Raw genomic sequence first — 25,632 nt, forward strand, 5'->3', positions numbered from 1 at the left:
GTAAAGATGCTGCACACGCGAACAGTGACATCATCATGACACATCTGCTTAACGAAAATGGTTTGTTCCAGGTAGGGTTCCGCTCCTCGAATTCACGAGCAGGGACAAGTCGGTCACAAAAACCCGTCCCCAGCGTGATCATTATACCGATCCGCCCGTCGCACATAGGTCTCGACCGAGCGCGGATCCCGGTGGCGCGACACTTCCATGATGCGGCTGATCGAGGCGCGATTGTCAGCGGCCGATGTGATGAAGCCGGCACGTAGCGAATGCCCGGACAGGCTGGCGACATCGAGGCCAGCAGCGTCGGCATAGCGCTTGACGATCAGGGCAACCGATTGCGAGGTCAGCCCATCGGCCGCCACGGTGTCGCCACGACTGATTGGGCGGAAGATCGGGCCTTCGCTGATGCCGGCCCCGTCCAGCCACTCCCGGAGCCTGTCAGCGGCCGCCAGCGCCTTTCCATTCAGGATGGCGACAGACTGACCCTTTCCCTCCTGGTCAGTCTTGGAGCGGCCGAGAAACACGTCGACGCCCTTCTCGTTGAAGGTGAGGTCCGCGACGGTGATCCCGACGAGTTCGGATCGACGGAAGGCGCCGGCGAACCCTAGCAGCAGCAATGCCCTGTCTCGCTTCCCCTGGAGCGTGTCACGCGGGACATGCGCCAGCAGGCGGTGGATGACGTCGGCGGTTGCTGGCGCCTTCTGGCGAGGCGCTACGCCCACGGTGCGCCGTATGCCTTTCAGGATGGCGCCGACGCCAGCGTCTTCGGTCGGATTGTCCATGCCGGCGCCGCGGTGAAAGAACCGGATCGCGGCCAGGCTACGGCCGATCGTCGACACGCGCTTGCCCGCATTGGCCAAGTAAGATGCATAGTTCGCCACGGTGGCAGGGGAAGCCGGCAGTGAGGTCCGGCCACGCGCTGCGCACCAGTCCTGGAAAGCGCTCCAATCGGTCCTGTAGGCGCGCATGGTGTTCGCTGACAGGGCAGCGCGGCCATAGTCGATTGCCTCGTCGGTGAGTTCCGACAGGGCCGGCAGCGTATTCGAAGCCGAGACGATGCTCAAAGCGGACATGGGAACCCCTCCAGTTCGTATTGATAATTGGTGTTCTCGCTACGGGCGCGGGCTGATGAACCGCACTCCCAGACCGCCAGTGGACATCTGGCCGTCCTCGAGCAGTTCGAGGCCCTTATCTCGGAGCGCGGCTCGTATCGCATCCATCGTGTCAATGCGGCCGCGCACGATCTCGGCGCCCCAACCTTCAAAGTTTCTGATCGTGTTGATCCCGACCTTCGCCGCTTCGGCTAGGTCTTCTTGGTTCATGCCCGCCAACGAACGAGCAGCTCTAATTTGGTTTCCAGTCACTGGCATTTGGTCCTTTAAAATCCCTTCCTGGTTTTTTTACACAGATTGCGCTTGACGGCAAGTGGCAACCAAGCTTATGGTTAAATTACCCAACTCGAAGGGTGCCAGAAATCATCACCGGAGACAACCATGCCGAACACACCTGTTCGGGCAGCCGCCGAAGGCATGCCCAATCTCAATCGCCGCAACGCCCTTGCTGTCAGCATCACCCGTCGCTTCTTCCTTCGCAGCACTGCTGCCGGAGCGGTCAGTGTAGCTGCTGTGGCGCCTGTTGCGGCCGAACCGGAAAAGTCACTACTCGAACAAGCCATCTGGCACATCCGAGAGCTTGAGCGACTGGCATTCGAAGATGGAGCGGGGTCGGTGGCGGTCAACATTATTGGACGCGATTGGGGCGGCCCGACCACGTACTCACATCTGAAATTGATGATGCTCGAACCAAATACGCGCGCCATCGACAACAGCGACGGCATGTTCGCATCGAAGGGCGGTGCAGCATGAGCGCCATGGCCCGCAGTGAAAGCTTCAACGCCGTGAGCAATATGGAGAAGCCGCTGTCGGTAGCGAGGGATTTGGCTGCCGCGCTCGCAATGGTCGCGGAGACTATGAGCAGCGACGAAGGGAGCGTCGTTCAGCGGCTCGCATGGCTGGCCGAAGAAAACATCGCAGCCGCTGAAGCGCTTCGATGCGACCTGTTCCGGCTCACTCATCCATCGCGGGAGCATTTTGAAAAAGCGGGATGGCCTGGGGATGCGCCGCGGAAAGGCCGGTCATGAGATTGGCAATCGCACTGCTCTGCCGGGCGCACTTCGGCTTGGCCTGCTGGCACGAACGGCGCGCCAGAGATCTGCTGGCTGAGATAAGGCTTCGGCGCATGGTCGCCGATTCCAGCAATTTATCGAAAGAACCGCAATTTCGTGAAAACGCCGGTCGAGTGCTGCTGGCATCGATCGTCGGCATGGCGATCGCCGGAATCTGGTTATGGATCAGCGCGAGGGCGAGCCGATGAGCGGCGACTTCCGTCCATTGATTGAGAAGGCCACGGCGGAGGCTCGATCGCTCATCAATGAGATCGATGTGCTCGCGCAAATTTTAGCGGAGAAGATGCAGCGCGCGCATGGGGAGGATTTTCGTATCCAGATCGATCACAAGGTCAAACTCGTGATCGTGGTGCCGCGATGATTTGGAGCAGTGCTTGGCGGCGAGCGGCGAACCCAAATCGATCACGAGAACCATTTTGTTATGCTCGTCCGGCGGTGGCACATCGAAAACTAAGTCACCGGTTCCGACAGGGTACCGGTGAAAGCGGCGGTCGCCGGATCATTATTCCCGACTGGAATTTTGATCTTCCGGTTGCCGCCGGCCCTTGTCCCACGAGGATAGCGCCAACGCCTTGCTCGACGTCTCGCCAGCGAGGGTGAGGCCCGCTGCCTCACGGTGGCGGGCTTTCTATCTTGCAATCGGCTCACCTAATGGCAGCCATGTCACCTCACCGGTGGCGGTGCGCGCCAAGAACCACGTCTGAGCGGTCTTTTGGTCAAGTAAGACCGTTGTCGGCTGAGACTGGCCAGGATTCATGTAGGCCGCGATCGATCCCTGCGAAACCCGATATCGAGGTTCGCTGTTTGAACAGCCCCCCAAGGCAGCCATCATAGCGATGCCGAAAATTTCGCGGCGCATAAATCCCTCCCCCATGTCGCGTCCGGAGTCACGACAGTTGCAGGAAAGAGTTGGCACCGCAATTGGCACCGGACGCCAAGGCGCTGCCGCGAGGGTTCACCCTTGAAATCGGGGCTGCGGGCCTATTTGTCTAACTCGCCCAAGACACCGGCGGCGCGCTCATGCAATTTCAAACTGATCCACACAAATCCGCAGGCAAAAAACAACGTCCCCGCGACATTCAAAAACTCCATTGCTTCAGTGCCTCGGAGCAGTTGGCTAAGGGTGACGTACGGGCCGATACCGCCAACTGCCATAAGGGCTATTGCGATCCCGTTGAAGTATGTCGCTCTCAGCTTGATCTTCTCTTTCTCCCCATCTGTCATTTGTCCCTCCATGTCGCGCCCATGTCGCGCGGACCTGCCGATAGTCTCAGGAAACCCTTGGAAATGATAGGCAGTGGCTTGCAACATGGCGTGACATGAAATCAGCATCCTAGATGCGTTTATTGCACCTAAGAAACTGATTTTGCTAAGAAGAATTTGGTAGCGGGAGAGGGACTTGAACCCCCGACCCCAGGATTATGATTCCCGTGCTCTAACCAACTGAGCTACCCCGCCAGGGCGGCGAAAGGCCCGAAATCCGCCTTAAATCGCAAGGCATTTCGAGGCGTTCGCCAAGGTCGCGCGGATATAAGGTTGGGAGGGTGAGCCTGTCAAGCTTCGAACCGCTCGGCAGGGGCGCTTATTCTCGCTGCCGAAAAGCTTTGCCGCGCCGATAATTGGTTGCAGCCGCCGGGGTTGAGTTCGAAGAGGCACGTCGCTATGTCTCGGCCACGAGTTTTTAGAGTTTGAGAACAGATGAAGCCGCGCATTGCAGTCCTCGGTTGCGGATACTGGGGCTCCAACCACATCCGCACCCTCAAGGCGCTCGGCGCGCTGCACGCGGTCTCCGACGCCAACCGTGCCCGCGCCGAAGGCTTTGCCAGCGAACAGGACTGCCTCGCGATCGAACCGGACCAGTTGTTCGTCCGCAATGACATCGACGCCATCGTCATGGCGCTGCCGCCGCAATTTCATGCCGAGATGGCGGTGCGCGCCACCGAAAGCGGCAAGGACGTGCTGGTGGAGAAGCCGATCGCGTTGACGGTTGCCGATGCCGAGCGCTCGGTGCAGGCGGCGAAGGACAAGGGCCGCGTCTTCATGGTCGGCCACGTCTTGCGCTTCCATCCCGCGTTCGAGACGCTGAAGGCGCTCATCGACAAGGGCGAGCTCGGCGAGGTCCGCTACATCCATTCGCACCGGCTCGGCCTCGGCAAATTCCACACCGAGAACGATGCGCTATGGGACCTGGCGCCGCATGACCTGTCGATGATCCTGGCCATCACCGGCACCGAACCGATCGAGGTGCGCGGCGAAGGGGCGGCGCTGCTCGACAATCTCAGCGACTTCGCGCATCTGCACATGCGCTTTCCCAACGGTTTGCGCAGCCATCTCTTCGCCTCGCGGCTGAACCCTTACCGCGAACGGCGGCTGACCGTGGTCGGCACCAAGGCGATGGCTGTCTTCGACGATGTCGAACCATGGGAGCGCAAGCTCGCCGTCTATCGCCACGCGGTCTGGCAGGACAGCGGCCAATGGGCGTTCACCACCAATGAGCCCTCCTATGTCGCGGTTGGCCAAGGCATGCCGCTGACGCGCGAACTCGAGCACTTCATCCATTGCATCGAAACGCGGGCCGAACCGCGCACCAGCGGCGAGGAGGCAATCCGGGTGCTGCGCATCCTGACCGCGGGTACGGTCACGCACACCAAATCCAATCCCTGAAGAAGATCGGGCCGCGTCGCGGTGGAGAGATCGTTGCCTACTCGGCGGGAACCTGCGCCGGTGACGCGGCAAGTCGGCTCAACATCGCCTCGGCCTCGACGCCGCGCTCGGAGCGTTCGATGAAGCCGCCGCCGAACACGCGGGCCTCGTTGCCGTCGTCGGAATAGAGCACGCAAGCCTGTCCAGGCGCGATACCGGACTCGCCATCGGCCAATTCGACCGATGTGATGCCCGCCTCGTGACGGAGCATCGCCGGGCGTGGCGGCCTGGTCGAGCGGACCTTGGCGAACAGTTCCAGCCCGCCCGCGGGCATGTCGGCCAGCGCGCCGTCACCAAGCCAGTTCATGTTGCGCAGGTAGATCTTGTGCGTCTCCAGCGCCTCGCGCGGCCCGACCACGACACGGGCGCGCTCGGCGTCGAGATGGACGACATAGAGCGGCTCGCCGGAGGCCACGCCGATGCCGCGGCGCTGGCCGATGGTGTAGCGCAGAATGCCTTCATGGCGGCCGAGCACCCGGCCGTCGATATGGACGATGTCGCCCGGATTGGCGGCCGTCGGCTTCAGCTTGGCAATGATGTCGGAATATTTGCCCTGGGGCACGAAGCAGATGTCCTGGCTGTCCTGCTTGGCGGCTACCGTCAGGCCCATCTCCTCGGCAATGGCGCGAACCTGCGGCTTCGGCAGGCCGCCGAGCGGAAAGCGCAGATAATCGATCTGCGCCTGCGTGGTGGCGAAGAGGAAATAGCTCTGGTCGCGATCGGCGTCGACCGGCCTATAGAGCGCGCGATGGGCGCCATTGGCGCCGGAGCGAATGTAGTGGCCCGTGGCCAGCGCGTCGGCGCCGAGATCCTTGGCGGTGGCCAGCAGATCAGCGAACTTCACCGTCTGGTTGCAGGAAACGCAAGGGATCGGCGTCTCGCCGGCGACATAGCTCTCAGCGAAGGGATCGATGACCGCCTTGCGGAAGCGCTCTTCGTAGTCGAGCACATAATGCGGAATGCCGAGCGTCTCGGAAACGCGGCGGGCGTCATCGATATCCTGCCCGGCACAGCAGGACCCGGCCCGGTGCGTCGCGGCGCCATGATCGTAAAGCTGCAAGGTGACGCCGACGACATCATAACCCTCGCGCTTCAAGAGACCCGCGACGACGGACGAATCGACGCCGCCCGACATGGCGACGACGATACGGGTGTTTTCGGGACGTCCGGGAAGATCGAGGCTGTTCATGGTTCTTTCGTTCTGCGCGGCGCTTGCATGCCAATGACGCGAATATAGGTCAAGCTTGGCGGCTGCGCCAGCTTGCGGGAACCGATCGGCGGGCAACTGCCGGCCCGGTGACCGCGCAGATTTTTCGAGCGAATCCGGAACTTCCCGGCAGATATTTCAAATGTTTGCGAAAAGACTAACGCGGCGTTCATGATCATTACCTAGCTGTTAGGGTCTGCTTAGGCAATTTTTAAAGCTGTGGCGGTAACGTGGTGGGGATTGGGTCTTTGAGTTTTTTGTAGAGAGTACGATGACCGATCTGGTTAGACCGCGAGTCAAATATGTTATCGGGCCTGACGGCAGCCCTCTCACAATTGCCGATCTGCCGCCGACGAATACACGTCGCTGGGTTATCCGGCGCAAGGCGGAAGTGGTTGCAGCGGTGCGCGGCGGGCTTTTGAGCCTCGAGGAGGCATGCCAGCGCTACAAGCTGACCACCGAGGAGTTCCTGTCCTGGCAGGCCTCGATCGACGAATACGGCCTCGCCGGGCTGCGCACGACGCGCATCCAGCAATACCGGCACTGACGCTCAAGAATCTGCAAAAGGGCGCGAAGTTCGCGCCCTTTTGGTTTCTTGACAGCATTTGCGCGTTTCAGACCGTCAGCACCACCTTGCCGACCGGCTTGCTGGCGAGGAAAGCGTGCGCGGCGCCGGCCTGTTCTAGCGGGAAGGTCTTTGCCACATGCACGGTAAGCTTTCCCGCATCGACGAGCCTGCCAAGTTCCAGCAGGCCTTCGCGGTCGGGAACAACGGACATGCGTTCGACGCGGATGCTTCGCGCCTTGGCATCCGCCCTGGTCTTGTCGCTGATGTCGAGCAGTGACACCAGCACGCCGCCGTCCCTGAGCACCTTCAACGATTGATGGGCGTGCTCGCCGCCCACCGTCTCGAGCACCAGGTCGATGTCCTTCGCCTTGTCGGTAAAATCATCCTTGGTGTAGTCGATGACCTCGTCGGCGCCGAGCTTGTGGACGAAATCCAATTTTTCCGTGCTGGCGGTGGCGGCAACCCAGGCGCCGCCCGCCTTGGCGACCTGCACCGCCAGATGGCCGACGCCGCCGGCCCCGGCGTGGACCAGCACGCGCTGGCCGGCTTTTATCGCGCCATGACGCACGAGGCCTTGCCAGGCGGTGAGGCCGGCCAGCGGCAATGCGCCTGCCTGGACGTAATCGGCGTGCGCGGGCTTGCGCGCGATTTCATCGGCGGGCACCGCGGCCAGTTCGGCATAGGCTGCCGCCTGCTTTGGGAAGCGCGGCATGCCGAACACCGCGTCACCTGGATTCAGGCCGCTGACACCAGGCCCCAGCGCCTCGACGGTTCCCGAAAGGTCCCAGCCGAGGATGAAGGGTGGTTCGCCGAGCAGCGGGTAATAGCCGGCGCGCACGGCGCCATCGACCGGATTGATCCCGGCCGCCTTGATGCGGACCAGCACTTCGCCGGCGTTGGGCGAGGGCGCCGGGCGCTCGGCGATGACAAGGACATCGGGTCCGCCGACGGAATTCTGGATAATGGCACGCATAAGATTTCTCCTGATTGATCGGTCCCACTATCATTTGGAGAGTAATAGTCTCTTGTCCAGTATATACCTTTTTGATATATAGGCACCGTATGGATAGTGATCTCGACTCCCCCTACGGCTATGATGCATTCCGGCGGACCTGTCCCTCGCACACGGTGCTGGAGACGCTGGCCAGCAAGTGGGTTTACCTGGTTGTTTGTGCGCTGCGCCAAGGCCGGCAGCGCAATGGCGAGCTTGCCCGCAAGCTCGAAGGCATTACGCCGAAGATGCTGACGCAGACGTTGCGCGTGCTCGAGCGCGACGGCCTGGTGCGGCGCGAGGTGTTCGCGGTCGTCCCGCCTCGGGTCGAATATGAATTGACCGAACTTGGCCAGAATCTGGCGGGATTGCTCAACCAGATCAGATCCTGGTCGGAACAACACGTTCCCGACATCAAGGAGGCCCGGGCGCGAGCTGCGGCCGTGAATGAAGGGGAGTGGGCCGTTTAGCGCTCGCCCAATGCGTTGCGCGCCCGCTTGGACGTGCTCAAAGACGCGGATATCGGGCGGTTCAGCCGATCATCGCGCTACGACCGCCAGTTTCGGCCTCGCGAATCTTGGTGTCGCGCGATTCGAGCATTTCCGCCTTGGAAAGCTCCGCTTCAGCTTCGCCGAGTAATGATTCGGCGGCGCTTCGCTGCTGGGCGAGGTCGCCTTGCGAATTTCTGAGGTTGTCGCGGCGCAAACGGGCCGCCTTGGCGAAGGTCGGATAGGCGAAATGATTGATGTCGGTGATACCGGCCTTCTTTTCCTCGGCGCTGATCTGAAGCTCCAGCTCGGCGGCCATGCGTTCGAATTCGGCGATCATCATGTCGAGCTGCAGCAGCTGCCGCCGCTTCTCATTCACCTGAAACTGTTTCAGCCGAACGAGGTTTTCACGTGACTTCATGATTCGGTACTCCCGGAAACGCACACCTGCACATATCGTCCAAACCACTTGGAAAGGCCCAAGCGCTGCCCGTGTCCACCGGCTTTCCCCGCACTATGGGAAACAAAACCCTAAAGTTTTTTGCCGACGGTAACCATTCGTTTACGGGCATTGTTAATCATACGGGTCAGGACTTAAGGCCGGGTAAAAATCCGGCTGGCGACATGGAAGCGATGTCGATGAGTCCCTGGAGTCACTTAGTCCAGGTTTTTAATGTGTTGCATTAGCGGTTTGGTCCTGTGATTCGTTATTAAATTCAAGAGGGTGTAGAAAGTGGTTAAAAAATCTGGTACCGTCATCGACGCGGAATTAGGTTTTGTTAACCATTCCATGGCAGCCTCTGCACCAGGCAATCACTGCTCCGGTCCCGGATGGGTCGCAAGATGGTCCGGCAGCAGAAAAGGGGAATGAAATGCGTGTTCTGCTGATAGAAGATGACAGTGCAACCGCACAAAGCATCGAGCTGATGCTGAAATCGGAAAGCTTCAACGTCTATACGACCGACCTCGGCGAAGAGGGTGTCGATCTGGGCAAGCTCTACGACTACGACATCATCCTTCTCGACCTCAACCTACCCGATATGTCCGGCTACGAGGTCTTGAGAACGCTTCGTCTCTCCAAGGTGAAGACGCCGATCCTCATCCTTTCCGGCATGGCCGGCATCGAGGACAAGGTGCGCGGCCTCGGCTTCGGCGCAGACGATTACATGACCAAGCCTTTCCACAAGGACGAGCTGGTGGCGCGCATCCATGCCATCGTGCGCCGTTCGAAGGGACATGCCCAATCGGTCATCACCACCGGCGACCTGGTGGTCAATCTCGATGCCAAGACCGTCGAAGTCGGCGGCCAGCGCGTGCACCTTACCGGCAAGGAATACCAGATGCTGGAGCTGCTCTCGCTGCGCAAGGGCACCACGCTCACCAAGGAAATGTTCCTCAACCACCTCTATGGCGGCATGGACGAGCCGGAACTGAAGATCATCGACGTCTTCATCTGCAAGCTGCGCAAGAAGCTCGATGCGGCGTCCGGCGGCCAGAATTACATCGAGACGGTCTGGGGCCGCGGCTATGTGCTGCGCGAACCGGAAGACATCCGCGTCAGCGCCTGAGCGACGGCTGCCCGATCGAAATTCCAAACAAAAACCCGGCGTCAGCCGGGTTTTTGCGTCATAGACCGGTGGTAACCGCGGTCCGATGGATCAGGCAGCGATCTTCAGGGTGCGAAAACGCTCGAGTAGCTGCGGGCGGTTGAACGGCTTCAACAGATAGCCTTGGGCGCCGGCGCGTTTGGCTCGCATGATCGAGGCGATGTCCAGTTCGACCAGCGAGATCAGGATCTGCGGCTTGGTCGGGCTTTCCATGGCGCGCACGCGCCGGATCAGGTCGACCGCCTGTACATCCGGCAGTGCACCGTCGACGACGATGATATCAGGCATATCGGCGGCGCACATCTCCAGCGCGTCAAGCCCGCTGGCGGCTTCGATGACCATCATGTCGGAACCGCCCAGGATGCGCTTCGCAACTTTCCTGATGACGCTAGAATCGTCGACGAACATGCAGCGTTTCATTTCCGGGTCCTCTTTGCCTTGTGGCAATCCGGTCGCGTCGGGGTATCTGCCGCACAGCATAGGCCGATCTGGTAAAGAAGCCGAAAAGCCATTAGGTAAAATTTTTGCAAACATGCCGGTTTGCAAGCTTTTCCTTGCAGATGCTTTGGCCCGCGCTGTCAGGCGAAGTTGATCTTCCGTCCGCAGGTCCATTCAACCAATATTACAGAGCTGAAATACTTTGCTGCTGGTTTGTGCGGATCTCAGGCCGCCGAAAGCACGATCTCTTCCGCGGTCGCATGGATCGATATCGTCATGTTGGCCTCCCGCGCCAGAAGCAGCGTATAGTAAGGCTGCACCGAATGCGCGTCGATCGGTTCCTCCGGCTTGTGGCCGGAATGCAGTTCGAGGAATTTCGGCGGCACCCGCAACATGGGGCCGCTCGCCGAAAGCGCGAAGCGAGGCTCGGTCTCGAGATTCTCCAGCGTCACCGAAAGCTTGCCGCCGCGTGGAATGGCGGCGTTGGCGACCAGGATCAGGTTGAGCAGCAGCTTGACCTTGTTTTTGGGCAACAGTGCACGGGTTCCATTCCAGATGAGTTCCGGCTTCTCATTCTTGAGGAAGGCGATAGCGACGGCTTCGGCATCGCCGGTGTCGATCAGCATGCCGGCGGAACCAGCCGCGCCGAAGGCGATGCGGGCGAACTGCAGGCGCGCCGAGGCGTTGCGGGCGCTCTGGCGGATCAGCTTCATGGCGTCCTCGTCGGCGCCGCCTTCATCGAGCAGTTCAAGCCCGTTGTTGATCGCGCCGACAGGCGAGATGATGTCGTGGCAGACCCGGCTGCACAAAAGTGCCGCCAGATCGGGTGCGGAAAGGGTGAAAAGATCGGACATCGGCGAAAATCCCTGCAAAATCCCATAAATCATGGCCGCGCGATCGATCGTCGCCTGCCCATACGAATCACGCTCTCTTCCCAGGCTTTCTGAATACACAGCGCCCGTGCGTGCAGCAACAAACCCAAAATCGCCGTTGGGGCCTATGGCGCGTTCACGCAGGCTGCTTGCCTGTATGAACGACCCCAACAGCCTTCGAACCGCCATCTTCATGTGCGAGTTTAATGGTTGAAAAAGGATTACGGCATAGTTTGCCCCTAACAGCCATCCTTAACGGCCGCCTAAAGAGCCGTACGGGTGCGAGGCGTCGGCGAAAGTGCTCCCTGACGGAGATTGGAAGCATGTTTTCCCGATTCTACGGCCGGAGTTTTCTCCGTGTCCTCTCAATGGCGATCACGCTCCTGGGCGTTCTCGTCTTCTCGACATCGGCCCTGCGGGCCCAGGAGTACACCGCTCAGGAGATTGTCGATTCCGGTCACAAGTTCTTCGGCGCGACATCGGGCGGCCTTGCCACAGTCGTGGAGAAGATTTTTGCTTCCTATGGCTTGCCCAATGGCTATCTGCTTGGCGAGGAGGGATCCGGCGCGCTGATCGGCGGCCTGACCTATGGCGAAGGCACGCTCTACACCAAGAATGCCGGCGACCATAAAGTGTTCTGGCAAGGCCCGTCGCTCGGCTGGGATTTCGGCGGCGAGGGATCGCGGGTGATGATGCTCGTCTATAATCTCGATGACGTCGGCAATCTCTACAACCGTTATGGCGGCGTCGCCGGCTCGGCCTATGTGGTGGCGGGCGTCGGATTCAATGTGCTGAAGAACAACAATGTGCTGCTGGTGCCGATCCGCACCGGCGTCGGCGCCCGGCTCGGCGTCAATCTCGGCTACCTGAAGCTTACCGAACGGGCGACGTGGAATCCGTTCTGACCCGAGGTCACGACCGGAATGTGTATACGCTTCGATAAGAATCCAGATCCGATGACCCATATGCGCCGCGGCGAGCCCTTGCCGCAGCGCCGGATTTCCGTCATGCCAACAGAGTAGCGGTCAAAGGTCGCGACCGGCTTTTGATCCTCGTATTGTTGCATGTCGGCGCGCGATAACGGATAGTCACTTGGTTCAGTCGGTCCTGTTCTTTGCTCTCGGCTTTCTCTGCGCCGGCTTTCTGGCGCTGATGGTGGCTCCGGCCATCTGGCGGCGGGCGGTCGCTCTGACGCGCAAACGCATCGAAGCCTCGATCCCGCTGACGCAAGCCGAAATCGGGGCCGACAAGGACCGGATCCGGGCGGAGTTCGCCATGGCGACGCGCCGCCTCGAGATGAACGTCAAGGCGCTGCGCGAGAAATCGACCGAGCAGCTCATCGAGATCAATCGCGGCCGCGAGGCCCTGAAGGGGCTGGCGCTGGAGCGCATGGACAAGAACCAGGTGCTCGATGAACTGGCCGCCAAGAACGCGGCGCTGCACCAGCGCGAGGATGAACTGCACCGGCTGTCCGAGCGGCTCAAGGAGACCGAACGCAAACTGGAGAAGCGCGCGCTTGAGCTTGAGAAGCTGGAACGCATGTATGACGACGCCAGCTTCTCCTCCAGCAGCCGCCAGATCGAACTTGTGGCGCGCGAATCCGAGTTGCAGAAGCTCGCCAGCGATATCGCGCTGCTGCGCGGCCAGCGCAAGGAGGCGGACAGGCGCAACCAGGAGATCGCGGCCGAAAGCAAGGCCGCGCGTGAGGCGCTGAAGGCCGAGAGGAAAAAAACCGCCGAACTGGACAAGAAAGTCGAACGGTTGCTCGCCGCGCTTGCCGACCGAGAGGAGAAGCTCGAACGCCGCGAGAAAGATCTGGCGCGGCAGCGCGAAAAAGCGAAGGCCGGGGACGGCGCCTCGGCCTTGCGGTTGATCGGCGGGCAGGTACAGGCGGACAGGCGCGACGACGTCGAAACGGCGATCGCCAGGCTCGACGCCGACCGTGAGCGGCTGGAGGCCAGACTGACGGCACTGGCACGCGAGAACAAGCGGCTGAAGGCGGATCTGTCCGCTGCCGAGGCCGCCAGCCCGCAGGGCGATACACGCCACGCAAGTTCCATGTTGCGCGAACAGATGAATGACCTGGCGGCGGAAGTCGTCAACTTGACAGCCAAGCTCGAAGGGCCGGGATCGCCGATCGCCAAGGCGCTGGAGGCGCAGCAGGATGCGCGTCCGAACAGCGGCGGCCGCAGCCTTGCCGACCGCGTGCGGGCATTACAGAAGGCGGCTGCGGCAGATTGAATTCAGGCACCGCCGGCGCAGAAATGATGCAGGGCGATGGCGGATGCCGCCGCGACGTTCAGGCTGTCGAAGCCTTCCGACATGTTGATCCGAACAGTATTGAGACGGGCGAGCAGGCTTTCGGGCAGGCCTTGGCCCTCAGTCCCGAGGTAGAGTGCCAGGCGTTCGGCCGGTTTTGCATCGCGTATGTCTGATGTCCCGCGCGGCGACAGCGCAAATTGGGTAAAGCCACGCCGGTCGAGCGTCGCGGCGAACCGCGCGGTGTCGCTGAACGAGGCGAACGGGACCTTCAAGGCCGCGCCGACCGAAACGCGGATCGCCTTGCGATAGAGCGGATCGCAGCAGGTCGCATCCAAAAGGATCGCGTTGGCGCCGAACGCGGCGGCGTTGCGGAAAATCGAGCCCATGTTGTCATGGTTGGCGATGCCCACGAGCACCACGATCAATGCTCGGGCAGGCAAGCCGTCCAGCAGGGCCTCGGCCAGTTGGGGCGTCTCCTTGCGACCAATGGCAAGAATGCCGCGATGCATGTGAAACCCGGCAATGGCATCCATCACAGCCCCGGCGGCGACATAGACCGGCAGGTCAGGAGATGCCTTGTGCAGGATTTCTTCGAGGCCGGCCAAGCGGTTCTCCAGAACCAGCGCCGATTCGGCACGGAAGCGAGCGGCCGACAGTAGCATGTCGAGCACGACCTTGCCCTCGGCAATGAAGCGGCCCTGTCGGCCGGCGAGGTCACGCTCGCGGATGTCGAGATAGGCGGCGACGCGCGGATCCCGCGGATCGTCGATGTGGACAAGGATCATCTGAGCCTCGGCTGACAATCGGAATCGGTTGCCAAGAACATGATGCGCGGAGGCAGTGTCAAAGTGTATTTTGCGCGCCCAGGATGGACGCACATTGCCGAAGGCCGCTGGTGGCGTAAACGTTTACGCGACCAGCCGTTCAAGTTCCGGCGCGGCGCAGCCTTTGTGCCATCTGGGACAGATCATCCTTGCCGCTGCCGAAAATGCCGTCGAGCGTGGCAAGCAGTTCGCGCACGGCGTCGGATTTGCAGGAGTAGTAAATCATCTGGCGGTCGCGGCGGGTGTCCACAAGGTCCAGCGCCCGCAACTTTGCCAAATGCTGCGACAGGGCGGACTGGCTGAGCATCACCTTCTCGGCGATGGCTCCGACCGACATTTCACCGTCGATCAGATAACTCATGATCAAAAGCCGTTTTTCATTGCCCATCAGCATCAGAAATTCGGCCGCCGATCCAGCGTTGGCGATTAGCTTTGTCGAGATCATCGATCCCCCATGCTCTTTGCTCATCGAGGCACCATGGGGGCAATGGTGCCTGAATCCATAAACTCAGTTGTGAATGGTCGCCAACGAGTCAGCGCCACAGCCAAAGGGTAGAACATTTCATTCAAATCTCAAGCGTTGCTTTTGATCAAACGTAATTTAAGTGCGGTTATTTGGCGACGTTGCCGCCCGGCCGCTCTTGGCCATGTCGACCAAGACGTGCCTCAACTCATGCGCTGTGGCCAAGGGCTGCGGAAAGAAGACCCTGCCGGCATCGTCGCCAGAGGCCAGATCCATGCCGTCGGCATCGAATCCGGCGATGACCCAGCCGTCGCCGGATGCCCGGGCAAAATGATGCGCGTAGAGGGCGACGGCGTCGAGATGGTCCGCATTCATGTGGTCGATCGCGGATTGCTCGCTGGCTGCCAGTTCCTCGACGATCGGCCCGTCGGCGATGAGATCGGTGCGATCAAGCAGGTAGGCCTTGCCGAAGCCGCCGTTCAGGCTGGCGCGCTGCGGTTCGAGACGAAAGATCGAAAAGTCGCCGAGGCCGGCATAGAGGCTGGCCTTCGGATTGTGGTTGAGATAGCGGCGTTCGGCGCGTGCATGCGCGTCCGATCCGCGCTCGATCCGCGCTGCCCGGCAGATCAGCGTCAACCGGGGATGCGCGAGCGGGTCGCCCTTGCCCGGCTCGCCGAGCAGCAGCGAACAGCGCGGGTCCGCAAGTATGGCGGGCGTATGGGCCGAAAGCTGCGACACCAGGATCAGCGGCGTGCCGTCGATGTCGGTGGCGACGCCGACCCGACTCGCCAGCGGCGAACCCGTTTGCGGCTCCAACACCGCCAAGGCGCCGAAGCGGGCGCGGCGCATGAGTGTCTTGGCCTGCCGGATCGCCTCGGCGTCGGTCTCGCGGATCACGTCCTTCGTTCGATCGGCCAAAATGCTCGCCCTGCTAAGTTGATTTGGCTATTCCACTTATCAGACGATGGCGCCAGGCTGGCAAGTGCTACTTCGGAGCCATGCGAATGGCGCCATCGAGACGAATGGTCTCGCCGTTGAGCATCTGGTTCTCGATGATGTGCAAGGCAAGGGCCGCATATTCCGACGGCTCGCCGAGGCGCGAGGGGAAGGGCACCGCGGCGCCCAGCGAATCCTGCACCTCCTGCGGCATGCCGGCCATCATCGGCGTCCTGAATATGCCGGGTGCGATGGTGCAGACCCGGATGCCGGAACGGGCAAGATCGCGCGCCACCGGCAGCGTCATGCCGACGACCCCGCCCTTTGATGCCGAATAGGCGGCCTGGCCGATCTGGCCGTCATAGGCGGCGACGGATGCGGTGTTGACGACGACGCCGCGCTCGCCGCCCTGCAGCGGGTCGAGCTTTGCGGCGCGGTCGGCGACGAGGCGGATCATGTTGAAAGTGCCGATCAGATTGACTTCGATCACCTTGCGGTACTGATCGAGCGGATGGGGACCATCCTTGCCGATCGTCTTCACGCCGATGGCAATGCCGGCGCAATTGACCAGGATGCGCGGTTCGCCCAGCTTGGCCGCGACCTCGGCAAGCGCGGCAACACCGCTGTCGGCGCTGCCGACATCGCATTGGACGGCGATGCCGCCGATCTCGGCCGCCACCTTGGCCGCCCGATCGACGCCGACATCCAAGATGGCGACGCGGGCGCCCCTGGCGGCCAGCGCGCGCGCCGTCGCCTCGCCAAGGCCGGAGCCGCCGCCGGTAACAACAGCGACCTCACCGTTTGGATTCATGGCGTCATCCTTTCACATGAGAGTCAGGCGTGGATCAGGCGCGCAATCGGCGCGAATGGTCAAGCCATCGCGGCGAAGTGCTCGGCGACCCTGGCCTGGTCGGCATGGCAGACCTCGCCCGTGAGCCTTGCAACCGCGCCCGGCATGATCTCGTGCGACAGCAGCCTGTCGAGATCGACGGGGCGTGGCATCGATATCTGGCCGCGCGGGATACGCTTGAAGCCGAGCGGTCCATAATAGGGCTCGTCGCCGACCAGCATGACGGCGGGCGCTCGGGCCTTGGCGGCCGCTTCCAGCGCGATCGCCACCAGCCGGCGGCCGATGCCGAGATTCTTGAAGGCCGGCCGCACCGCGAGCGGCCCGAGCATCAGCGCGCGTCCGGCGCCTGCTGCGATGCGGGTCATGCGAACTGATGCGACCACGAGATCGCCGTCCATGGCGACGAAGGACAGCGCGCGTTCATGCCCGCCGGCCTCGCGGATCTTGTAGGCGGCCAGCACAAAACGGCCGGGCCCGAAGGCTTCGTCATTGATGGCTTCGATCTGAGGGTCATGCGCCGGAGTTTCCGGCAGGTATTCTACGTCGGCAAGGCTCATGGTCTTTGCGTTCCGGTACAGGAGGAAAGGTTTGCTGCAAACGGCAGCATTCGCCAATCAGCGCTTTATCAAGCGTGGGCGCCCTTTCGTCGTCGGTCGAACCGGATCAAAGCAAAATCGAACATGCGGAGTGTCCGCTAGCATCAATTTCCCGCCGCTGCAATCGGCGGTTTTGCAGGTAGAGAGCAACGGGCGCCGCGACGTGCTTGACGATCTGTTCAGCGCCCGGCGATTCCATGCAACGACTTGGAGCCCTACATGATGTCCTAGACAGGAAAGGACAAGCGATGGGATTGCTGGTCGAAGGCAAATGGCAGGACCGCTGGTACGACACCAAAGGCAGCGGCGGCAAATTCGTGCGGGCGCAGTCGCAATGGCGCGACTGGATCACTCGTGACGGGGCGCCTGCCGAAGGCCGCGGCCGCGGCTTCAAGGCGGAGCCCGGTCGCTATCACCTCTATGTCTCGCTTGCCTGTCCCTGGGCGCACCGAACGCTGATCTTCCGGGCGCTGAAGAAGCTTGAAGGCATCATCTCCGTGTCGGTCGTCCATCATTTCATGGGCGCCGATGGCTGGACGTTCCTGGCGCAGGACGGAGCCACAGGTGACACGCTCTATAGCCTGGACTTCCTGCACCAGATCTACACCAGGGCCGACCCTAACTATTCCGGCCGGGTCACGGTGCCGGTGCTGTGGGATAAAAGGGATGAGACCATCGTCTCCAACGAATCCTCCGAAATCATCCGGATGCTGAATTCAGTTTTCGACGCTTGGGGTGACACCGACCTCGACTTCTATCCGCAGGCGCTACGCGGCGAGATCGACGCGGTCAATGCACTGGTCTATCCTGCCATCAACAACGGCGTCTATCGCGCTGGCTTCGCCACCACGCAGGCCGCCTACGAGCAAGCGTTCGGGGAGTTGTTCGCCGCGCTCGACACGCTGGAGCATCGGCTGTCGAATCAGCGCTATCTCGTCGGCGAGCGGATCACCGAAGCCGACTGGCGGCTGTTCACCACGCTGGTGCGCTTCGACCCGGTCTATGTCGGCCATTTCAAATGCAATCAGCGCCGCATCGCCGACTATCCCAACCTGTCGAACTATCTGCGCGATCTTTACCAGGTGCCTGGCGTAGCCGGCACGGTGAACCTCAATCATATCAAGTCGCACTATTACGGCAGCCACGAAACGATCAACCCGACGCGTATAGTGCCTGTGGGGCCGGAAATTGACTACGGCGCGGGGCATGACAGGGCACGGTTCGCCAAGGCGGCTGCCTGAACTACCAATAGGGTGACGGCGGCTTCCCGCCAAAAACCTCGGCGATGCGCCGCAGCGTTGCCGGGGTCGTACCCTGGGGCAAACGGTCGAGCGGAAAGAAACCGGCCTCGGCGATCTCGCGGTCCGGCAGTTTCGGGGCCGCCTGGCTGAATTTTTCGATCAGGTACAGGCCGACATGGTCGCGGCGGCTGGCGCGGCGGTTGAAATGCATCGAGCGCAGCACCGGCGGAGCGGTCAGCGTGATATTGCCCTCTTCCGCCAGTTCGCGCGCCAGCGCTTCGGCCATCGTCTCGCCGATCTCGACCCCGCCACCGGGAAGCTGCCAGCCCGGCACATAGGTGTGGCGGATGAGGAAGAGGGAGTTGGATGCCGTTTCGTGGATGAGCCCGCGCACGCCAAGCGTCATTGGCCGCCGCAGCACAAAGTAGAGATGGAACAGCCTGGCTCGCAGCCCCGGCCAGCCGGTCTGGCGCAAAGTGCTCTCGGGATCGGTCGTCATCAGTCGCGAAACCGTGGGTGGAAAGCCGCGTGCGCGTCGCCTATGAAAGAGAAATGTTCAGGCTCGCACATATTTCCGATATCCATTTGGGGCCACTCCCTGAAGTAACCTATCGCGATCTCGCCTCCAAGCGGGTGCTGGGCTACGTCAACTGGCAGCGCAACCGCCGCCGGCACATGCACGATGCGGTGATCGACACCATCGTGGCCGATATCAAGGCCAGCGCGCCCGATCACCTCGCGGTTACCGGGGATCTCGTCAACCTGGCGCTCGATGGCGAGATCGAGATGGCCAAGCACTGGCTGGAGACGCTCGGCTCGCCGCATGACGTGTCGGTGGTGCCGGGAAATCATGACGCCTATGTGCCTGGCGCCTTCGACAAGGTGTGCCGGTCCTGGGCGGCATGGATGACGGGCGACGGCGTCAACAGTCCGGTCGATCGCAATTCGTTTCCCTATCTGCGCGTGCGCGGCAATGTCGCGTTGATCGGCATCACCACGGCGCGTGCCACGGCACCCTTCATGGCCAACGGCTTCTTCATGGAAGGCCAGGCCGAGCGGCTGCGCAAAATACTCGATGCGACGGCGAAGCAAGGATTGTTCCGTGCGATCATGATCCATCATCCGCCGGTGCGGGGCGCCGTCCCGCAGCACAAGCGGCTGTTCGGCATCGCCCGCTTCCACAAAATCATTCGCCGGCACGGTGCCGAGCTCGTCCTGCATGGCCATTCACATCTGCCGTCGCTGTTTCAGATCGGCCCGCGCGACGCCAAGGTCCCGGTGGTTGGCGTCGCCGCGGCCGGCCAGGCTCCCGGCGGCAAGCCTCCGGCGGCGCAGTACAATCTGTTCGACATAGACGGTGAAAAAGGCGATTGGCGCATCTGCCTGACGCGGCGCGGCTTGACGGGGCCGGCGATACCACCTTCGGATCTGCAGACGCTCGAGCTCGGGGCGCAACCGGCTATGGCCGCAAGCTGAGCCCCAGCGCCACGATACGGTCCCAGAACAGCACGATCGAAACCGCCAATCCCACCAGCGCGCCTGCGGCGATCAGGCCAAGGCCGGACAGGACGGCCGACCAGCCCTTGCTGCGCGGTGGCGATCGCAAAGGCGGCTCGGCTTCCGGCACCACGTGCCGCTTCATCCCGGGAACGGCAGCCTCGACGCCACCCTCCATCATTCTCTGACGTTCGACGATCCGCTCGGCGACATAGCGCGTCACGGAATCGGCAACCGGCTTCATCTCGCTCGATTCGGCCAGCACCACACGGCCGATGCGGGTGTCCTTCAGGAAACGGTAGGTGCGGCGGTCGCGCCCCATGGCGACATGGCTGACGGCGTCGATCCACAGGCGCGGCTGCAGACCGGACGAGACGACGAAGTCGAAACTGTCCATGTCGGCGGGAACGTCGGCAAAAACGGGCGCGAGTTCGGTGGCAAGAAGGTCGAGCCGCATGCGATGCGCCTCGCGCATGTCGACGACGACGTCGTCGCGATCGGCAAAGGCATTCTTTACATCGCGAATGGCATCGGACAATTTTCTCGACGGGTCGATGATCTTTTCGCCTGCATCCTTCATGGGCGTGGCCTCGCGGGTTTGGTTAACATGGAGTTAACACAGCCGCCGGCAAAATGCACTGGCGAGATCAATGCATCAAGGGTCGCCGTTGGCGGCGCAGACGGAAGAAGTCAGCTGGCCGCGGCGGACAGTTTCACCCGTTGCGGCCCGACGCGGCGATTGCTGTTGCGGCGAATGATCTCGGCGATCAGGTCGGGCGCTTCCTCGGCCAGCATATGGCCGGCCTCCAGCACATGGTGCACATGGAAGCGCTCCGGCGGGTCATCCACTTGGGTAAAGGATAGAACGGCGTCATCCGATCCCCACGCCACCATCACCGGCATGTTCAGCGCATCGAGCCGCTCGCGCGGGATGACGCCCTGTCGATCGCTCCTGGTCATGGCGGCCGCGATCTCGACGAGCTTTTCGGTTTGTCCGGGGCGGCCGCGCATTTCGCACAGCAATTCGGCCATGCGACGCGAGGGCGCGGCTCGAGGGCCGGACATTTCGGCGAGGCAGGCCTGGACTTCGGCCAGGTCCTGCGCGCGGGCAAAGCGGCGCAACAACGGTCCATTGATTTCGGGGCCAAAACCGCCCGGCGCCAGGAGCGTCAGCGAGGCGACTTTTGCCGGCTCCGCCAACGCCATCAGCGCTGCAACCGCGCCGCCCATCGAATGGCCGACGAGGTGGACGCGCTTGATCGCGCGTGCGGAGAGGTCGGCAAGGATGGCGTTTGCCGCGACCTTGGCCGGTCCGGCCGACGGAAAGTCGAGCGACAGGCCGTGTCCCGGCAGATCATAGGCCAATGTGCGTACGGAAGGCGGCAGCAAGGAGATCACCTCGCGCCAGACATCGTGGCTGCCGCCAAAACCATGCAGCAGGACGATGGTCTTCGAACCCACACCCCGTTCGTCGGCATAAAGTGATGAAGTCATGAAAGATTGAGGCTTTATTCGAGAAGGCGCGATGGAAATGTGGCTGAATTGCTCCTAGTCCAGAGCATTCGCCAGTAAAATTTTCGCGATTAGGCGATTGGCCGAACAGCGAGCCGGCTGCTGGTGGATGCCGCTCCCAAAAGCGACCTCGATTTGGGCGAACGACACGCACGAGCAAAAAGACCTAAGGCGTGTCGCATGAATCCGTTTCGACGCGAAACGCTTTTGGGTCTTTCATTATTCGATGGACTCGCTGTCCGCTTGAAGTCCTCATTTTCACGCAACTCCGGAAGGGAACCCGGCACTAGCTGCCCTGGAATGGCTCACATCTAGCTCGCGTTGAAGAGCCCGGCGGCACGCAAGGCGTCGACCAGCCGCTCGGTCAGATCGGCGGGATATTTTCTGTCGATGAAGGTTGCGCGCGGATTGGCGGCGAATTTCGGAAATTCGGTTATCAGCTCATCAAGCAGCCTGCGTGCCTGGTTGTCCCGACCGGCGATCTTGGCGCCGATCAGACGGGCGGCGAGATAGTGCGATTTCGCCGCAGTGGTTCTCAGAGCGCTGCTGGCTATCGCTGCCTTGCTGGTATCGCCCAGCATTAATTCTCCGGCGAAAAGCCCAAAGTCCCACCAGGTCGGGTGGCCGCTCGAGGCATCCACGGCATGCGCCAGAAGAGGTGTTCCTTCGGCGTACCGGCCGGCGAAAACCAGCCCGTAGCCATAGGCGGCGGCCATGGCGAGATCGTAGGGGTTAAGATCATGGGCCTTCCGCATCCATCGCAGGGCCTCGTCGGCATTGCCGAGGCGCGAATTGATGTAGCCGTAGGAGCGATGTGCGTACGGGCTGGTCGGCCCCATCTGCACGGCGCGATGGGCAAACGTCATCGCCTTCTCGATCGTTGCGTCCGGCGGATAGGCGTAGTGGTCGGTCACAGCCTCCAAATGCAATGAGGCGAGTTCCGAATAAACCAGTGACGATTTCGCGCCACTGTTGGCAAGGGCTTCGAGGCAACGATAGGCGGTCTCGTGAGTCCTGGCGTTCTGGTCGAGATAGTATTTGTCGTTGAGCAGCAGGCACTGCGTCAGGCCGGTCTCCGCGCCGGACTGCTCGATGTAATTGTAGATGGTGCCAGAAGCGGGAAGTGCCGCACTGAGAATGCCGGATATGCGATCCTCGACTACGGTTGGTGCGCTGTCGGCGGCGGTCAGGTTGCGCGACAACAGCACCCGTCCGGACGCCAAGCTTTGCAGTTCGATGGTAACGTCGCCCGCGTCTGGTCCAGGCAGGATATCGAAAATGAAACTCGTCGCATCGGCGACCGGATCGGCTTTGTCGGTGTTGCGACCGATGAAGTCGATCGTATCAAAGCCGCTCAGGCCGGCACGCAGCGATGCGGCGACGCGACTGGCATTGGGAGTGTTGGCCCTGAGGGCGATGTAGACGAGCGGCAGCGCTTCGACCATGGGCGACGGCGTGATGCTGCCGGTTTCGCCGGCGGTCTCGGACGTTGCCGGGATGTCGCCTCCCGCCAGCAAGGCACCGCCGCCCTGGCGCAGGATCAGAACGCCCAACATGGCGATAACCACGGCGATCGCGATCCAGAAGAACCTGAGATGGCGCGTCACCGAGAGGCCCGCCGCAGGAACCTGGCCGAGCAAGGCCGCCATGGGTGCGGCATCATCGGCGGCACCGGACTGTTCGGGCAGGCTGGCTGTCGGCTCTGCGTGACTGGCGGCTTCCGCTGCTTGCGGCAGGCGGATGGCATTGAGTTCGTAGGCCGGGACGTAACCGCCGCGCGGAATGGCTATGCGGACCGGCTCGGCAATGCCTTCATTGGCGAAATAATGTTGCAGCAGTTCGCGCAGGCGGCCCGCCTGCACCCGCACGACGGCATCGGTGGACGGATCGAAATCGCCGTCCTTGCCGAAAACATCCATGGCGATGGAAAAGCCCTTGAGCCTGTCGGCTTCCCCGGCCTGCTCGCGCTCGACGAGATAGCGAAGCAATTTGCGCGCGCGCTCGGATCTCCCGAACGTTTCGCTGGCAAGCAGTCGCTCCAGTGTCTCGCGCACTGCGGGGGCGGCAGGCGTGGCATGCTGCAAGTGTCGATCCTCTCGAAGTCGGCACAGGTTGAGGCGCGATCATATCGTTGCCGCACCACCGTACAAGCATACACGTATTATGCGATCGCGTACCACACCGGATAATTTCCCGGTGGTTAATGACACAAAAGTCGGGACCAATCGCTAAACGACGATGGTCCCGAATTCGTTCCAGGCCTGTATCAACCGGCTCTTTTGCCGATAATCCGGTTGGCGGCGGACACCACGGCCTCCAGCGAGGCAGCGACGATGTTGGTGTTGATGCCTGCGCCGAACAGCTTGCCGTCAGGATGTTCCATCTCGACATAGGAAATGGCCGAGGCGTTCGAACCGCGCTGCATCGAGTGCTCGGAATAGTCGAGCACCGACATATCGACGCCGACATGGCGCGACAGCGCATCGACGAAGCCGTCGATCGGGCCTGTGCCTGTGCCTGATATCGTCATCTCCTTGCCGTCGTCGATAATGACCGCCTCGACAACGCGCCGGCCCTTTACCTCGGTGTCCGGATAGGTGTGGTGATCGAGGAATTTCAGCCTGGCGCCCGGCTGGTCGACATAGGTATCGAGGAAGCGCTCATAGATGCGCCTGGCCGGCACTTCCTTGCCTTCGGCATCGGTGATCGCCTGGATTGCCTGGCTAAACTCGATCTGCAGGTTGCGCGGCAGGTTGAGCCCGTAATCCGCCTGCAGCACATAGGCGATGCCGCCCTTGCCGGACTGCGAGTTGATGCGGATGATGGCTTCGTAGCTGCGGCCGACGTCGGCCGGATCAATCGGCAGATAGGGAACCTCCCACACTGGCGTGTTGGCCTTCTTCAGCGCCTTCATACCCTTGTTGATGGCATCCTGGTGCGAGCCGGAAAAGGCGGTGTAGACGAGTTCGCCCACATAGGGATGGCGCTCGGGAATCTTCAGCTGGTTCGAATATTCGTAGACATCCTTCATCCGGTTGATGTCGGAGCAGTCCAGCTTCGGATCGACGCCTTGCGTGTACATGTTGAGCGCCAGCGTGACGATGTCGACATTGCCGGTGCGCTCGCCATTGCCGAACAGCGTGCCTTCGACGCGATCGGCGCCGGCCATCAGGCCGAGCTCGGTGGTGGCGATGCCGGTGCCACGGTCATTATGCGGGTGCAGCGAAATGATCAGGTTCTCGCGCCTGTCGAGATTGCGGCACATCCACTCGATGCGGTCGGCATAGATATTGGGCGTCGACATCTCGACGGTCGACGGCAGGTTGATGATGAGTTTGTTGTCAGGTGTCGGCTTCACGATCTCGGTGACCGCGTTGCAGATCTCCAGCGCGACTTCGAGCTCGGTGCCGGTGAAGCTTTCGGGCGAGTATTCGAAACGGTAGCCGCCGCCGGCACTCGCTGCCATGTCGCTGATCATCTTGGCGGCATCGGTGGCGATGCGCTTGATGCCGGCAACGTCCTTCTCGAAGACGACGCGGCGCTGCAACTCGCTGGTCGAATTGTAGAAATGCACGATCGGGTTGGTGCCGCCTCTGAGCGCTTCGAAGGTGCGGGTGATCAGTTCGGGCCGGCACTGCACCAGCACCTGCAGCGAAACGTCGGCCGGTACGCTGCCCTCTTCGATGCACCAGCGGGCGAAGTCGAAATCGGTCTGCGAGGCCGAAGGAAAACCGATCTCGATCTCCTTGAAACCCATGTCGAGCAGCAGCGCGAACATGCGCGCCTTGCGTTCGTGGCCCATCGGGTCGATCAGCGCCTGGTTGCCGTCGCGCAGGTCGACCGAGCACCAGATTGGCGCCTTGTCGATCACTTTCGAGGGCCAGGTCCGGTCGGTGAGGCCGACGATTGGGTAGGGTTGGTACTTGCGGGCGGCGTCCGGCATGCCGCCGTTCTGCTGGCCCGCCGGGGCCTCGCTTACGCGGATTTCTTCTCGTGCGTTCATCGTCGTTTCTCCCGGCGACCCTCGAATCCGCCTTCAGGCGGATGGGTGGCGAGTGGCGCCTTTACCAGATTTTCGTTCGCTTGATGTGACTGCCAAGGAGCATGCGCTTGCGCGGCGGCTCGACCGCCGGGCGCTCCTTCAGCGAACCCGGCGATCGCCGATAAGGCCGAGAAGAAGCAGCGTCGAGGCAAGCGCGCGCACGGTCTCGCCGGCAAAGCCGGTCTGACGGGAAGCGGTGGTGGCGCGCGTGTTCATGGCGGTTTTCATACAGGAGCGGCCAGCCGGAGGCAAGCCGTACCGAGAGCCATGTGTCGGTAGCTAATCAAGTTGTCCGGTTTGGTAGCACATGATCTGTCCGCTTCTGTTTTGGCGTCGAAGCGGTTCAC

At 61.9% G+C, this 25,632-nt stretch carries 31 protein-coding genes and 1 tRNA gene; 12 read left to right on the forward strand and 20 right to left on the reverse strand.

Features of this window, described 5'->3' with window-relative positions:
• Positions 1-113: 113 nt before the first annotated feature.
• Together FJ946_RS13110 and FJ946_RS13115 are read right to left on the reverse strand one after the other, a co-directional pair.
• The gene (locus tag FJ946_RS13110; protein ID WP_140564019.1) at positions 114-1,076 is read right to left on the reverse strand and encodes a site-specific integrase; all 963 of its coding nucleotides are present in this window, start codon (positions 1,074-1,076) and stop codon (positions 114-116) included.
• A gap of 39 nt (positions 1,077-1,115) precedes the next feature.
• Positions 1,116-1,325 (reverse strand): transcriptional regulator, encoded by a 210-nt coding sequence (locus FJ946_RS13115; protein WP_246673108.1) that lies wholly within the window; start codon positions 1,323-1,325, stop codon positions 1,116-1,118.
• Between the two features lie 171 nt (positions 1,326-1,496).
• Between FJ946_RS13115 and FJ946_RS13120 the strand changes: the two genes are divergently transcribed.
• The 4 genes from FJ946_RS13120 to FJ946_RS13135 are packed head-to-tail and all read left to right on the forward strand — an operon-like array spanning position 1,497 to position 2,549.
• The gene (locus FJ946_RS13120; protein WP_140564021.1) at positions 1,497-1,868 is read left to right on the forward strand and encodes a hypothetical protein; all 372 of its coding nucleotides are present in this window, start codon (positions 1,497-1,499) and stop codon (positions 1,866-1,868) included.
• Positions 1,865-2,143 carry a hypothetical protein gene (locus tag FJ946_RS13125; RefSeq protein WP_140564022.1) on the forward strand — a complete coding sequence of 93 codons (279 nt, stop codon included), beginning with the start codon at positions 1,865-1,867 and terminating at the stop codon, positions 2,141-2,143. The genes FJ946_RS13120 and FJ946_RS13125 overlap by 4 nt, the downstream gene beginning before the upstream one ends.
• On the forward strand, positions 2,140-2,376 hold the full coding sequence (locus tag FJ946_RS13130) for a hypothetical protein (RefSeq protein ID WP_140564023.1): 237 nt from the start codon (positions 2,140-2,142) through the stop codon (positions 2,374-2,376). The genes FJ946_RS13125 and FJ946_RS13130 overlap by 4 nt, the downstream gene beginning before the upstream one ends.
• Positions 2,349-2,549, forward strand: coding sequence for a hypothetical protein (locus tag FJ946_RS13135; protein ID WP_140564024.1), 201 nt, complete (start codon positions 2,349-2,351; stop codon positions 2,547-2,549). The genes FJ946_RS13130 and FJ946_RS13135 overlap by 28 nt, the downstream gene beginning before the upstream one ends.
• Before the next feature lie 620 nt (positions 2,550-3,169).
• Here the strand turns inward: FJ946_RS13135 and FJ946_RS13140 are convergent.
• The gene (locus FJ946_RS13140; protein ID WP_140564025.1) at positions 3,170-3,412 is read right to left on the reverse strand and encodes a hypothetical protein; all 243 of its coding nucleotides are present in this window, start codon (positions 3,410-3,412) and stop codon (positions 3,170-3,172) included.
• A 157-nt stretch (positions 3,413-3,569) separates the two neighbouring features.
• Positions 3,570-3,646: transfer RNA gene (locus FJ946_RS13145), tRNA-Met, on the reverse strand.
• Between the two features lie 240 nt (positions 3,647-3,886).
• On the opposite strand from FJ946_RS13145, the gene FJ946_RS13150 reads away from it, so the two are divergent.
• Complete coding sequence (locus FJ946_RS13150; protein ID WP_140496105.1) at positions 3,887-4,852, forward strand: Gfo/Idh/MocA family oxidoreductase; 966 nt, start codon at positions 3,887-3,889, stop codon at positions 4,850-4,852.
• A 37-nt stretch (positions 4,853-4,889) separates the two neighbouring features.
• On the opposite strand, the gene mnmA is transcribed toward FJ946_RS13150, so the two are convergent.
• Together mnmA and FJ946_RS13160 are read right to left on the reverse strand one after the other, a co-directional pair.
• Entirely contained in the window at positions 4,890-6,080 is a 1,191-nt protein-coding gene (gene mnmA / locus FJ946_RS13155) for a tRNA 2-thiouridine(34) synthase MnmA (protein ID WP_140564026.1), read from the reverse strand.
• Positions 6,077-6,271 carry a hypothetical protein gene (locus tag FJ946_RS13160; RefSeq protein ID WP_140518053.1) on the reverse strand — a complete coding sequence of 65 codons (195 nt, stop codon included), beginning with the start codon at positions 6,269-6,271 and terminating at the stop codon, positions 6,077-6,079. The genes mnmA and FJ946_RS13160 overlap by 4 nt, the downstream gene beginning before the upstream one ends.
• A gap of 98 nt (positions 6,272-6,369) precedes the next feature.
• On the opposite strand from FJ946_RS13160, the gene FJ946_RS13165 reads away from it, so the two are divergent.
• Entirely contained in the window at positions 6,370-6,645 is a 276-nt protein-coding gene (locus FJ946_RS13165) for a DUF1153 domain-containing protein (RefSeq protein WP_006203587.1), read from the forward strand.
• A 67-nt stretch (positions 6,646-6,712) separates the two neighbouring features.
• Here the strand turns inward: FJ946_RS13165 and FJ946_RS13170 are convergent, their stop codons facing one another.
• Positions 6,713-7,639: an NADP-dependent oxidoreductase gene (locus FJ946_RS13170; RefSeq protein ID WP_140518054.1), complete on the reverse strand. Its 927-nt coding sequence runs from the start codon at positions 7,637-7,639 to the stop codon at positions 6,713-6,715.
• An 89-nt stretch (positions 7,640-7,728) separates the two neighbouring features.
• Here FJ946_RS13170 and FJ946_RS13175 point away from each other — a divergent pair, with 89 nt between their 5' ends.
• Entirely contained in the window at positions 7,729-8,127 is a 399-nt protein-coding gene (locus FJ946_RS13175; protein ID WP_140496102.1) for a helix-turn-helix domain-containing protein, read from the forward strand.
• Positions 8,128-8,188: 61 nt separating this feature from the next.
• Here FJ946_RS13175 and FJ946_RS13180 read toward each other — a convergent pair whose 3' ends face one another.
• Positions 8,189-8,566 carry a flagellar export protein FliJ gene (locus FJ946_RS13180; RefSeq protein WP_140496101.1) on the reverse strand — a complete coding sequence of 126 codons (378 nt, stop codon included), beginning with the start codon at positions 8,564-8,566 and terminating at the stop codon, positions 8,189-8,191.
• 451 nt (positions 8,567-9,017) lie between these two features.
• Here FJ946_RS13180 and ctrA point away from each other — a divergent pair, with 451 nt between their 5' ends.
• Positions 9,018-9,713 carry a cell cycle two-component system response regulator CtrA gene (gene ctrA / locus FJ946_RS13185; RefSeq protein WP_006203583.1) on the forward strand — a complete coding sequence of 232 codons (696 nt, stop codon included), beginning with the start codon at positions 9,018-9,020 and terminating at the stop codon, positions 9,711-9,713.
• Between the two features lie 90 nt (positions 9,714-9,803).
• Here the strand turns inward: ctrA and FJ946_RS13190 are convergent, their stop codons facing one another.
• Positions 9,804-10,172 carry a response regulator gene (locus FJ946_RS13190; RefSeq protein WP_140496100.1) on the reverse strand — a complete coding sequence of 123 codons (369 nt, stop codon included), beginning with the start codon at positions 10,170-10,172 and terminating at the stop codon, positions 9,804-9,806.
• A gap of 242 nt (positions 10,173-10,414) precedes the next feature.
• On the reverse strand, positions 10,415-11,044 hold the full coding sequence (locus tag FJ946_RS13195) for a histidine phosphotransferase family protein (RefSeq protein ID WP_140564027.1): 630 nt from the start codon (positions 11,042-11,044) through the stop codon (positions 10,415-10,417).
• 386 nt (positions 11,045-11,430) lie between these two features.
• Here FJ946_RS13195 and FJ946_RS13200 point away from each other — a divergent pair, with 386 nt between their 5' ends.
• Positions 11,431-11,967, forward strand: a complete 537-nt coding sequence (locus FJ946_RS13200) for an EipA family protein (protein WP_224704666.1) — start codon at positions 11,431-11,433, stop codon at positions 11,965-11,967.
• Positions 11,968-12,154: 187 nt separating this feature from the next.
• Entirely contained in the window at positions 12,155-13,303 is a 1,149-nt protein-coding gene (locus FJ946_RS13205) for a hypothetical protein (RefSeq protein ID WP_140496098.1), read from the forward strand.
• A 2-nt stretch (positions 13,304-13,305) separates the two neighbouring features.
• Here FJ946_RS13205 and FJ946_RS13210 read toward each other — a convergent pair whose 3' ends face one another.
• From FJ946_RS13210 to FJ946_RS13230, 5 genes are all read right to left on the reverse strand, one after another.
• Entirely contained in the window at positions 13,306-14,109 is an 804-nt protein-coding gene (locus FJ946_RS13210; protein ID WP_140524945.1) for an RNA methyltransferase, read from the reverse strand.
• A 139-nt stretch (positions 14,110-14,248) separates the two neighbouring features.
• Positions 14,249-14,593 carry a metalloregulator ArsR/SmtB family transcription factor gene (locus FJ946_RS13215; protein ID WP_140496438.1) on the reverse strand — a complete coding sequence of 115 codons (345 nt, stop codon included), beginning with the start codon at positions 14,591-14,593 and terminating at the stop codon, positions 14,249-14,251.
• Between the two features lie 156 nt (positions 14,594-14,749).
• Positions 14,750-15,529: a HugZ family protein gene (locus tag FJ946_RS13220; RefSeq protein ID WP_140556152.1), complete on the reverse strand. Its 780-nt coding sequence runs from the start codon at positions 15,527-15,529 to the stop codon at positions 14,750-14,752.
• 67 nt (positions 15,530-15,596) lie between these two features.
• Positions 15,597-16,358, reverse strand: coding sequence for a 3-hydroxyacyl-CoA dehydrogenase (locus FJ946_RS13225; protein WP_140564028.1), 762 nt, complete (start codon positions 16,356-16,358; stop codon positions 15,597-15,599).
• A 59-nt stretch (positions 16,359-16,417) separates the two neighbouring features.
• Positions 16,418-16,954, reverse strand: a complete 537-nt coding sequence (locus tag FJ946_RS13230; protein ID WP_140496094.1) for an N-acetyltransferase — start codon at positions 16,952-16,954, stop codon at positions 16,418-16,420.
• Positions 16,955-17,241: 287 nt separating this feature from the next.
• On the opposite strand from FJ946_RS13230, the gene FJ946_RS13235 reads away from it, so the two are divergent.
• The gene (locus FJ946_RS13235; RefSeq protein WP_140564029.1) at positions 17,242-18,234 is read left to right on the forward strand and encodes a glutathione S-transferase family protein; all 993 of its coding nucleotides are present in this window, start codon (positions 17,242-17,244) and stop codon (positions 18,232-18,234) included.
• A 1-nt stretch (position 18,235) separates the two neighbouring features.
• Here FJ946_RS13235 and FJ946_RS13240 read toward each other — a convergent pair whose 3' ends face one another.
• Positions 18,236-18,733 (reverse strand): NUDIX domain-containing protein, encoded by a 498-nt coding sequence (locus tag FJ946_RS13240; RefSeq protein ID WP_140556147.1) that lies wholly within the window; start codon positions 18,731-18,733, stop codon positions 18,236-18,238.
• A gap of 53 nt (positions 18,734-18,786) precedes the next feature.
• Between FJ946_RS13240 and FJ946_RS13245 the strand changes: the two genes are divergently transcribed.
• Positions 18,787-19,710 carry a metallophosphoesterase gene (locus tag FJ946_RS13245; protein WP_140564030.1) on the forward strand — a complete coding sequence of 308 codons (924 nt, stop codon included), beginning with the start codon at positions 18,787-18,789 and terminating at the stop codon, positions 19,708-19,710.
• Here the strand turns inward: FJ946_RS13245 and FJ946_RS13250 are convergent.
• From FJ946_RS13250 to leuA, 4 genes are all read right to left on the reverse strand, one after another.
• The gene (locus tag FJ946_RS13250) at positions 19,694-20,311 is read right to left on the reverse strand and encodes a hypothetical protein (RefSeq protein WP_140496090.1); all 618 of its coding nucleotides are present in this window, start codon (positions 20,309-20,311) and stop codon (positions 19,694-19,696) included. The two genes, FJ946_RS13245 and FJ946_RS13250, sit on opposite strands and share 17 nt — an antisense overlap.
• Before the next feature lie 110 nt (positions 20,312-20,421).
• A complete protein-coding gene (locus FJ946_RS13255; protein ID WP_140564031.1) occupies positions 20,422-21,225 on the reverse strand; it encodes an alpha/beta fold hydrolase in 804 nt (267 codons plus the stop codon).
• 329 nt (positions 21,226-21,554) lie between these two features.
• Positions 21,555-23,327, reverse strand: a complete 1,773-nt coding sequence (locus FJ946_RS13260) for a hypothetical protein (RefSeq protein WP_140496088.1) — start codon at positions 23,325-23,327, stop codon at positions 21,555-21,557.
• Positions 23,328-23,509: 182 nt separating this feature from the next.
• Positions 23,510-25,246, reverse strand: coding sequence for a 2-isopropylmalate synthase (gene leuA / locus FJ946_RS13265; RefSeq protein ID WP_140564032.1), 1,737 nt, complete (start codon positions 25,244-25,246; stop codon positions 23,510-23,512).
• Positions 25,247-25,632: the final 386 nt, after the last annotated feature.

This window comes from Mesorhizobium sp. B2-4-7 (assembly GCF_006442685.1).
GTDB lineage: Bacteria > Pseudomonadota > Alphaproteobacteria > Rhizobiales > Rhizobiaceae > Mesorhizobium.

Excerpts from the sequence above, each read along its gene's own strand:
- FJ946_RS13215 (WP_140496438.1), bottom strand. The coding sequence starts at position 14,593 with ATGATCTCGACAAAGCTAATCGCCAACGCTGGATCGGCGGCCGAATTT.
- FJ946_RS13210 (WP_140524945.1), bottom strand. The coding sequence starts at position 14,109 with ATGATCCTTGTCCACATCGACGATCCGCGGGATCCGCGCGTCGCCGCC.
- FJ946_RS13180 (WP_140496101.1), bottom strand. The coding sequence starts at position 8,566 with ATGAAGTCACGTGAAAACCTCGTTCGGCTGAAACAGTTTCAGGTGAAT.
- FJ946_RS13140 (WP_140564025.1), bottom strand. The coding sequence starts at position 3,412 with ATGACAGATGGGGAGAAAGAGAAGATCAAGCTGAGAGCGACATACTTC.
- FJ946_RS13250 (WP_140496090.1), bottom strand. The coding sequence starts at position 20,311 with ATGAAGGATGCAGGCGAAAAGATCATCGACCCGTCGAGAAAATTGTCC.
- FJ946_RS13170 (WP_140518054.1), bottom strand. The coding sequence starts at position 7,639 with ATGCGTGCCATTATCCAGAATTCCGTCGGCGGACCCGATGTCCTTGTC.
- FJ946_RS13200 (WP_224704666.1), top strand. The coding sequence starts at position 11,431 with ATGGCGATCACGCTCCTGGGCGTTCTCGTCTTCTCGACATCGGCCCTG.
- FJ946_RS13190 (WP_140496100.1), bottom strand. The coding sequence starts at position 10,172 with ATGAAACGCTGCATGTTCGTCGACGATTCTAGCGTCATCAGGAAAGTT.
- FJ946_RS13230 (WP_140496094.1), bottom strand. The coding sequence starts at position 16,954 with ATGAGCCTTGCCGACGTAGAATACCTGCCGGAAACTCCGGCGCATGAC.
- ctrA (WP_006203583.1), top strand. The coding sequence starts at position 9,018 with ATGCGTGTTCTGCTGATAGAAGATGACAGTGCAACCGCACAAAGCATC.
- leuA (WP_140564032.1), bottom strand. The coding sequence starts at position 25,246 with ATGAACGCACGAGAAGAAATCCGCGTAAGCGAGGCCCCGGCGGGCCAG.
- mnmA (WP_140564026.1), bottom strand. The coding sequence starts at position 6,080 with ATGAACAGCCTCGATCTTCCCGGACGTCCCGAAAACACCCGTATCGTC.
- FJ946_RS13135 (WP_140564024.1), top strand. The coding sequence starts at position 2,349 with ATGGATCAGCGCGAGGGCGAGCCGATGAGCGGCGACTTCCGTCCATTG.
- FJ946_RS13235 (WP_140564029.1), top strand. The coding sequence starts at position 17,242 with ATGGGATTGCTGGTCGAAGGCAAATGGCAGGACCGCTGGTACGACACC.
- FJ946_RS13240 (WP_140556147.1), bottom strand. The coding sequence starts at position 18,733 with ATGACGACCGATCCCGAGAGCACTTTGCGCCAGACCGGCTGGCCGGGG.
- FJ946_RS13115 (WP_246673108.1), bottom strand. The coding sequence starts at position 1,325 with ATGAACCAAGAAGACCTAGCCGAAGCGGCGAAGGTCGGGATCAACACG.
- FJ946_RS13165 (WP_006203587.1), top strand. The coding sequence starts at position 6,370 with ATGACCGATCTGGTTAGACCGCGAGTCAAATATGTTATCGGGCCTGAC.
- FJ946_RS13110 (WP_140564019.1), bottom strand. The coding sequence starts at position 1,076 with ATGTCCGCTTTGAGCATCGTCTCGGCTTCGAATACGCTGCCGGCCCTG.
- FJ946_RS13150 (WP_140496105.1), top strand. The coding sequence starts at position 3,887 with ATGAAGCCGCGCATTGCAGTCCTCGGTTGCGGATACTGGGGCTCCAAC.
- FJ946_RS13245 (WP_140564030.1), top strand. The coding sequence starts at position 18,787 with ATGTTCAGGCTCGCACATATTTCCGATATCCATTTGGGGCCACTCCCT.
- FJ946_RS13175 (WP_140496102.1), top strand. The coding sequence starts at position 7,729 with ATGGATAGTGATCTCGACTCCCCCTACGGCTATGATGCATTCCGGCGG.
- FJ946_RS13160 (WP_140518053.1), bottom strand. The coding sequence starts at position 6,271 with ATGAACGCCGCGTTAGTCTTTTCGCAAACATTTGAAATATCTGCCGGG.
- FJ946_RS13225 (WP_140564028.1), bottom strand. The coding sequence starts at position 16,358 with ATGAATCCAAACGGTGAGGTCGCTGTTGTTACCGGCGGCGGCTCCGGC.
- FJ946_RS13130 (WP_140564023.1), top strand. The coding sequence starts at position 2,140 with ATGAGATTGGCAATCGCACTGCTCTGCCGGGCGCACTTCGGCTTGGCC.
- FJ946_RS13125 (WP_140564022.1), top strand. The coding sequence starts at position 1,865 with ATGAGCGCCATGGCCCGCAGTGAAAGCTTCAACGCCGTGAGCAATATG.
- FJ946_RS13195 (WP_140564027.1), bottom strand. The coding sequence starts at position 11,044 with ATGTCCGATCTTTTCACCCTTTCCGCACCCGATCTGGCGGCACTTTTG.
- FJ946_RS13120 (WP_140564021.1), top strand. The coding sequence starts at position 1,497 with ATGCCGAACACACCTGTTCGGGCAGCCGCCGAAGGCATGCCCAATCTC.
- FJ946_RS13255 (WP_140564031.1), bottom strand. The coding sequence starts at position 21,225 with ATGACTTCATCACTTTATGCCGACGAACGGGGTGTGGGTTCGAAGACC.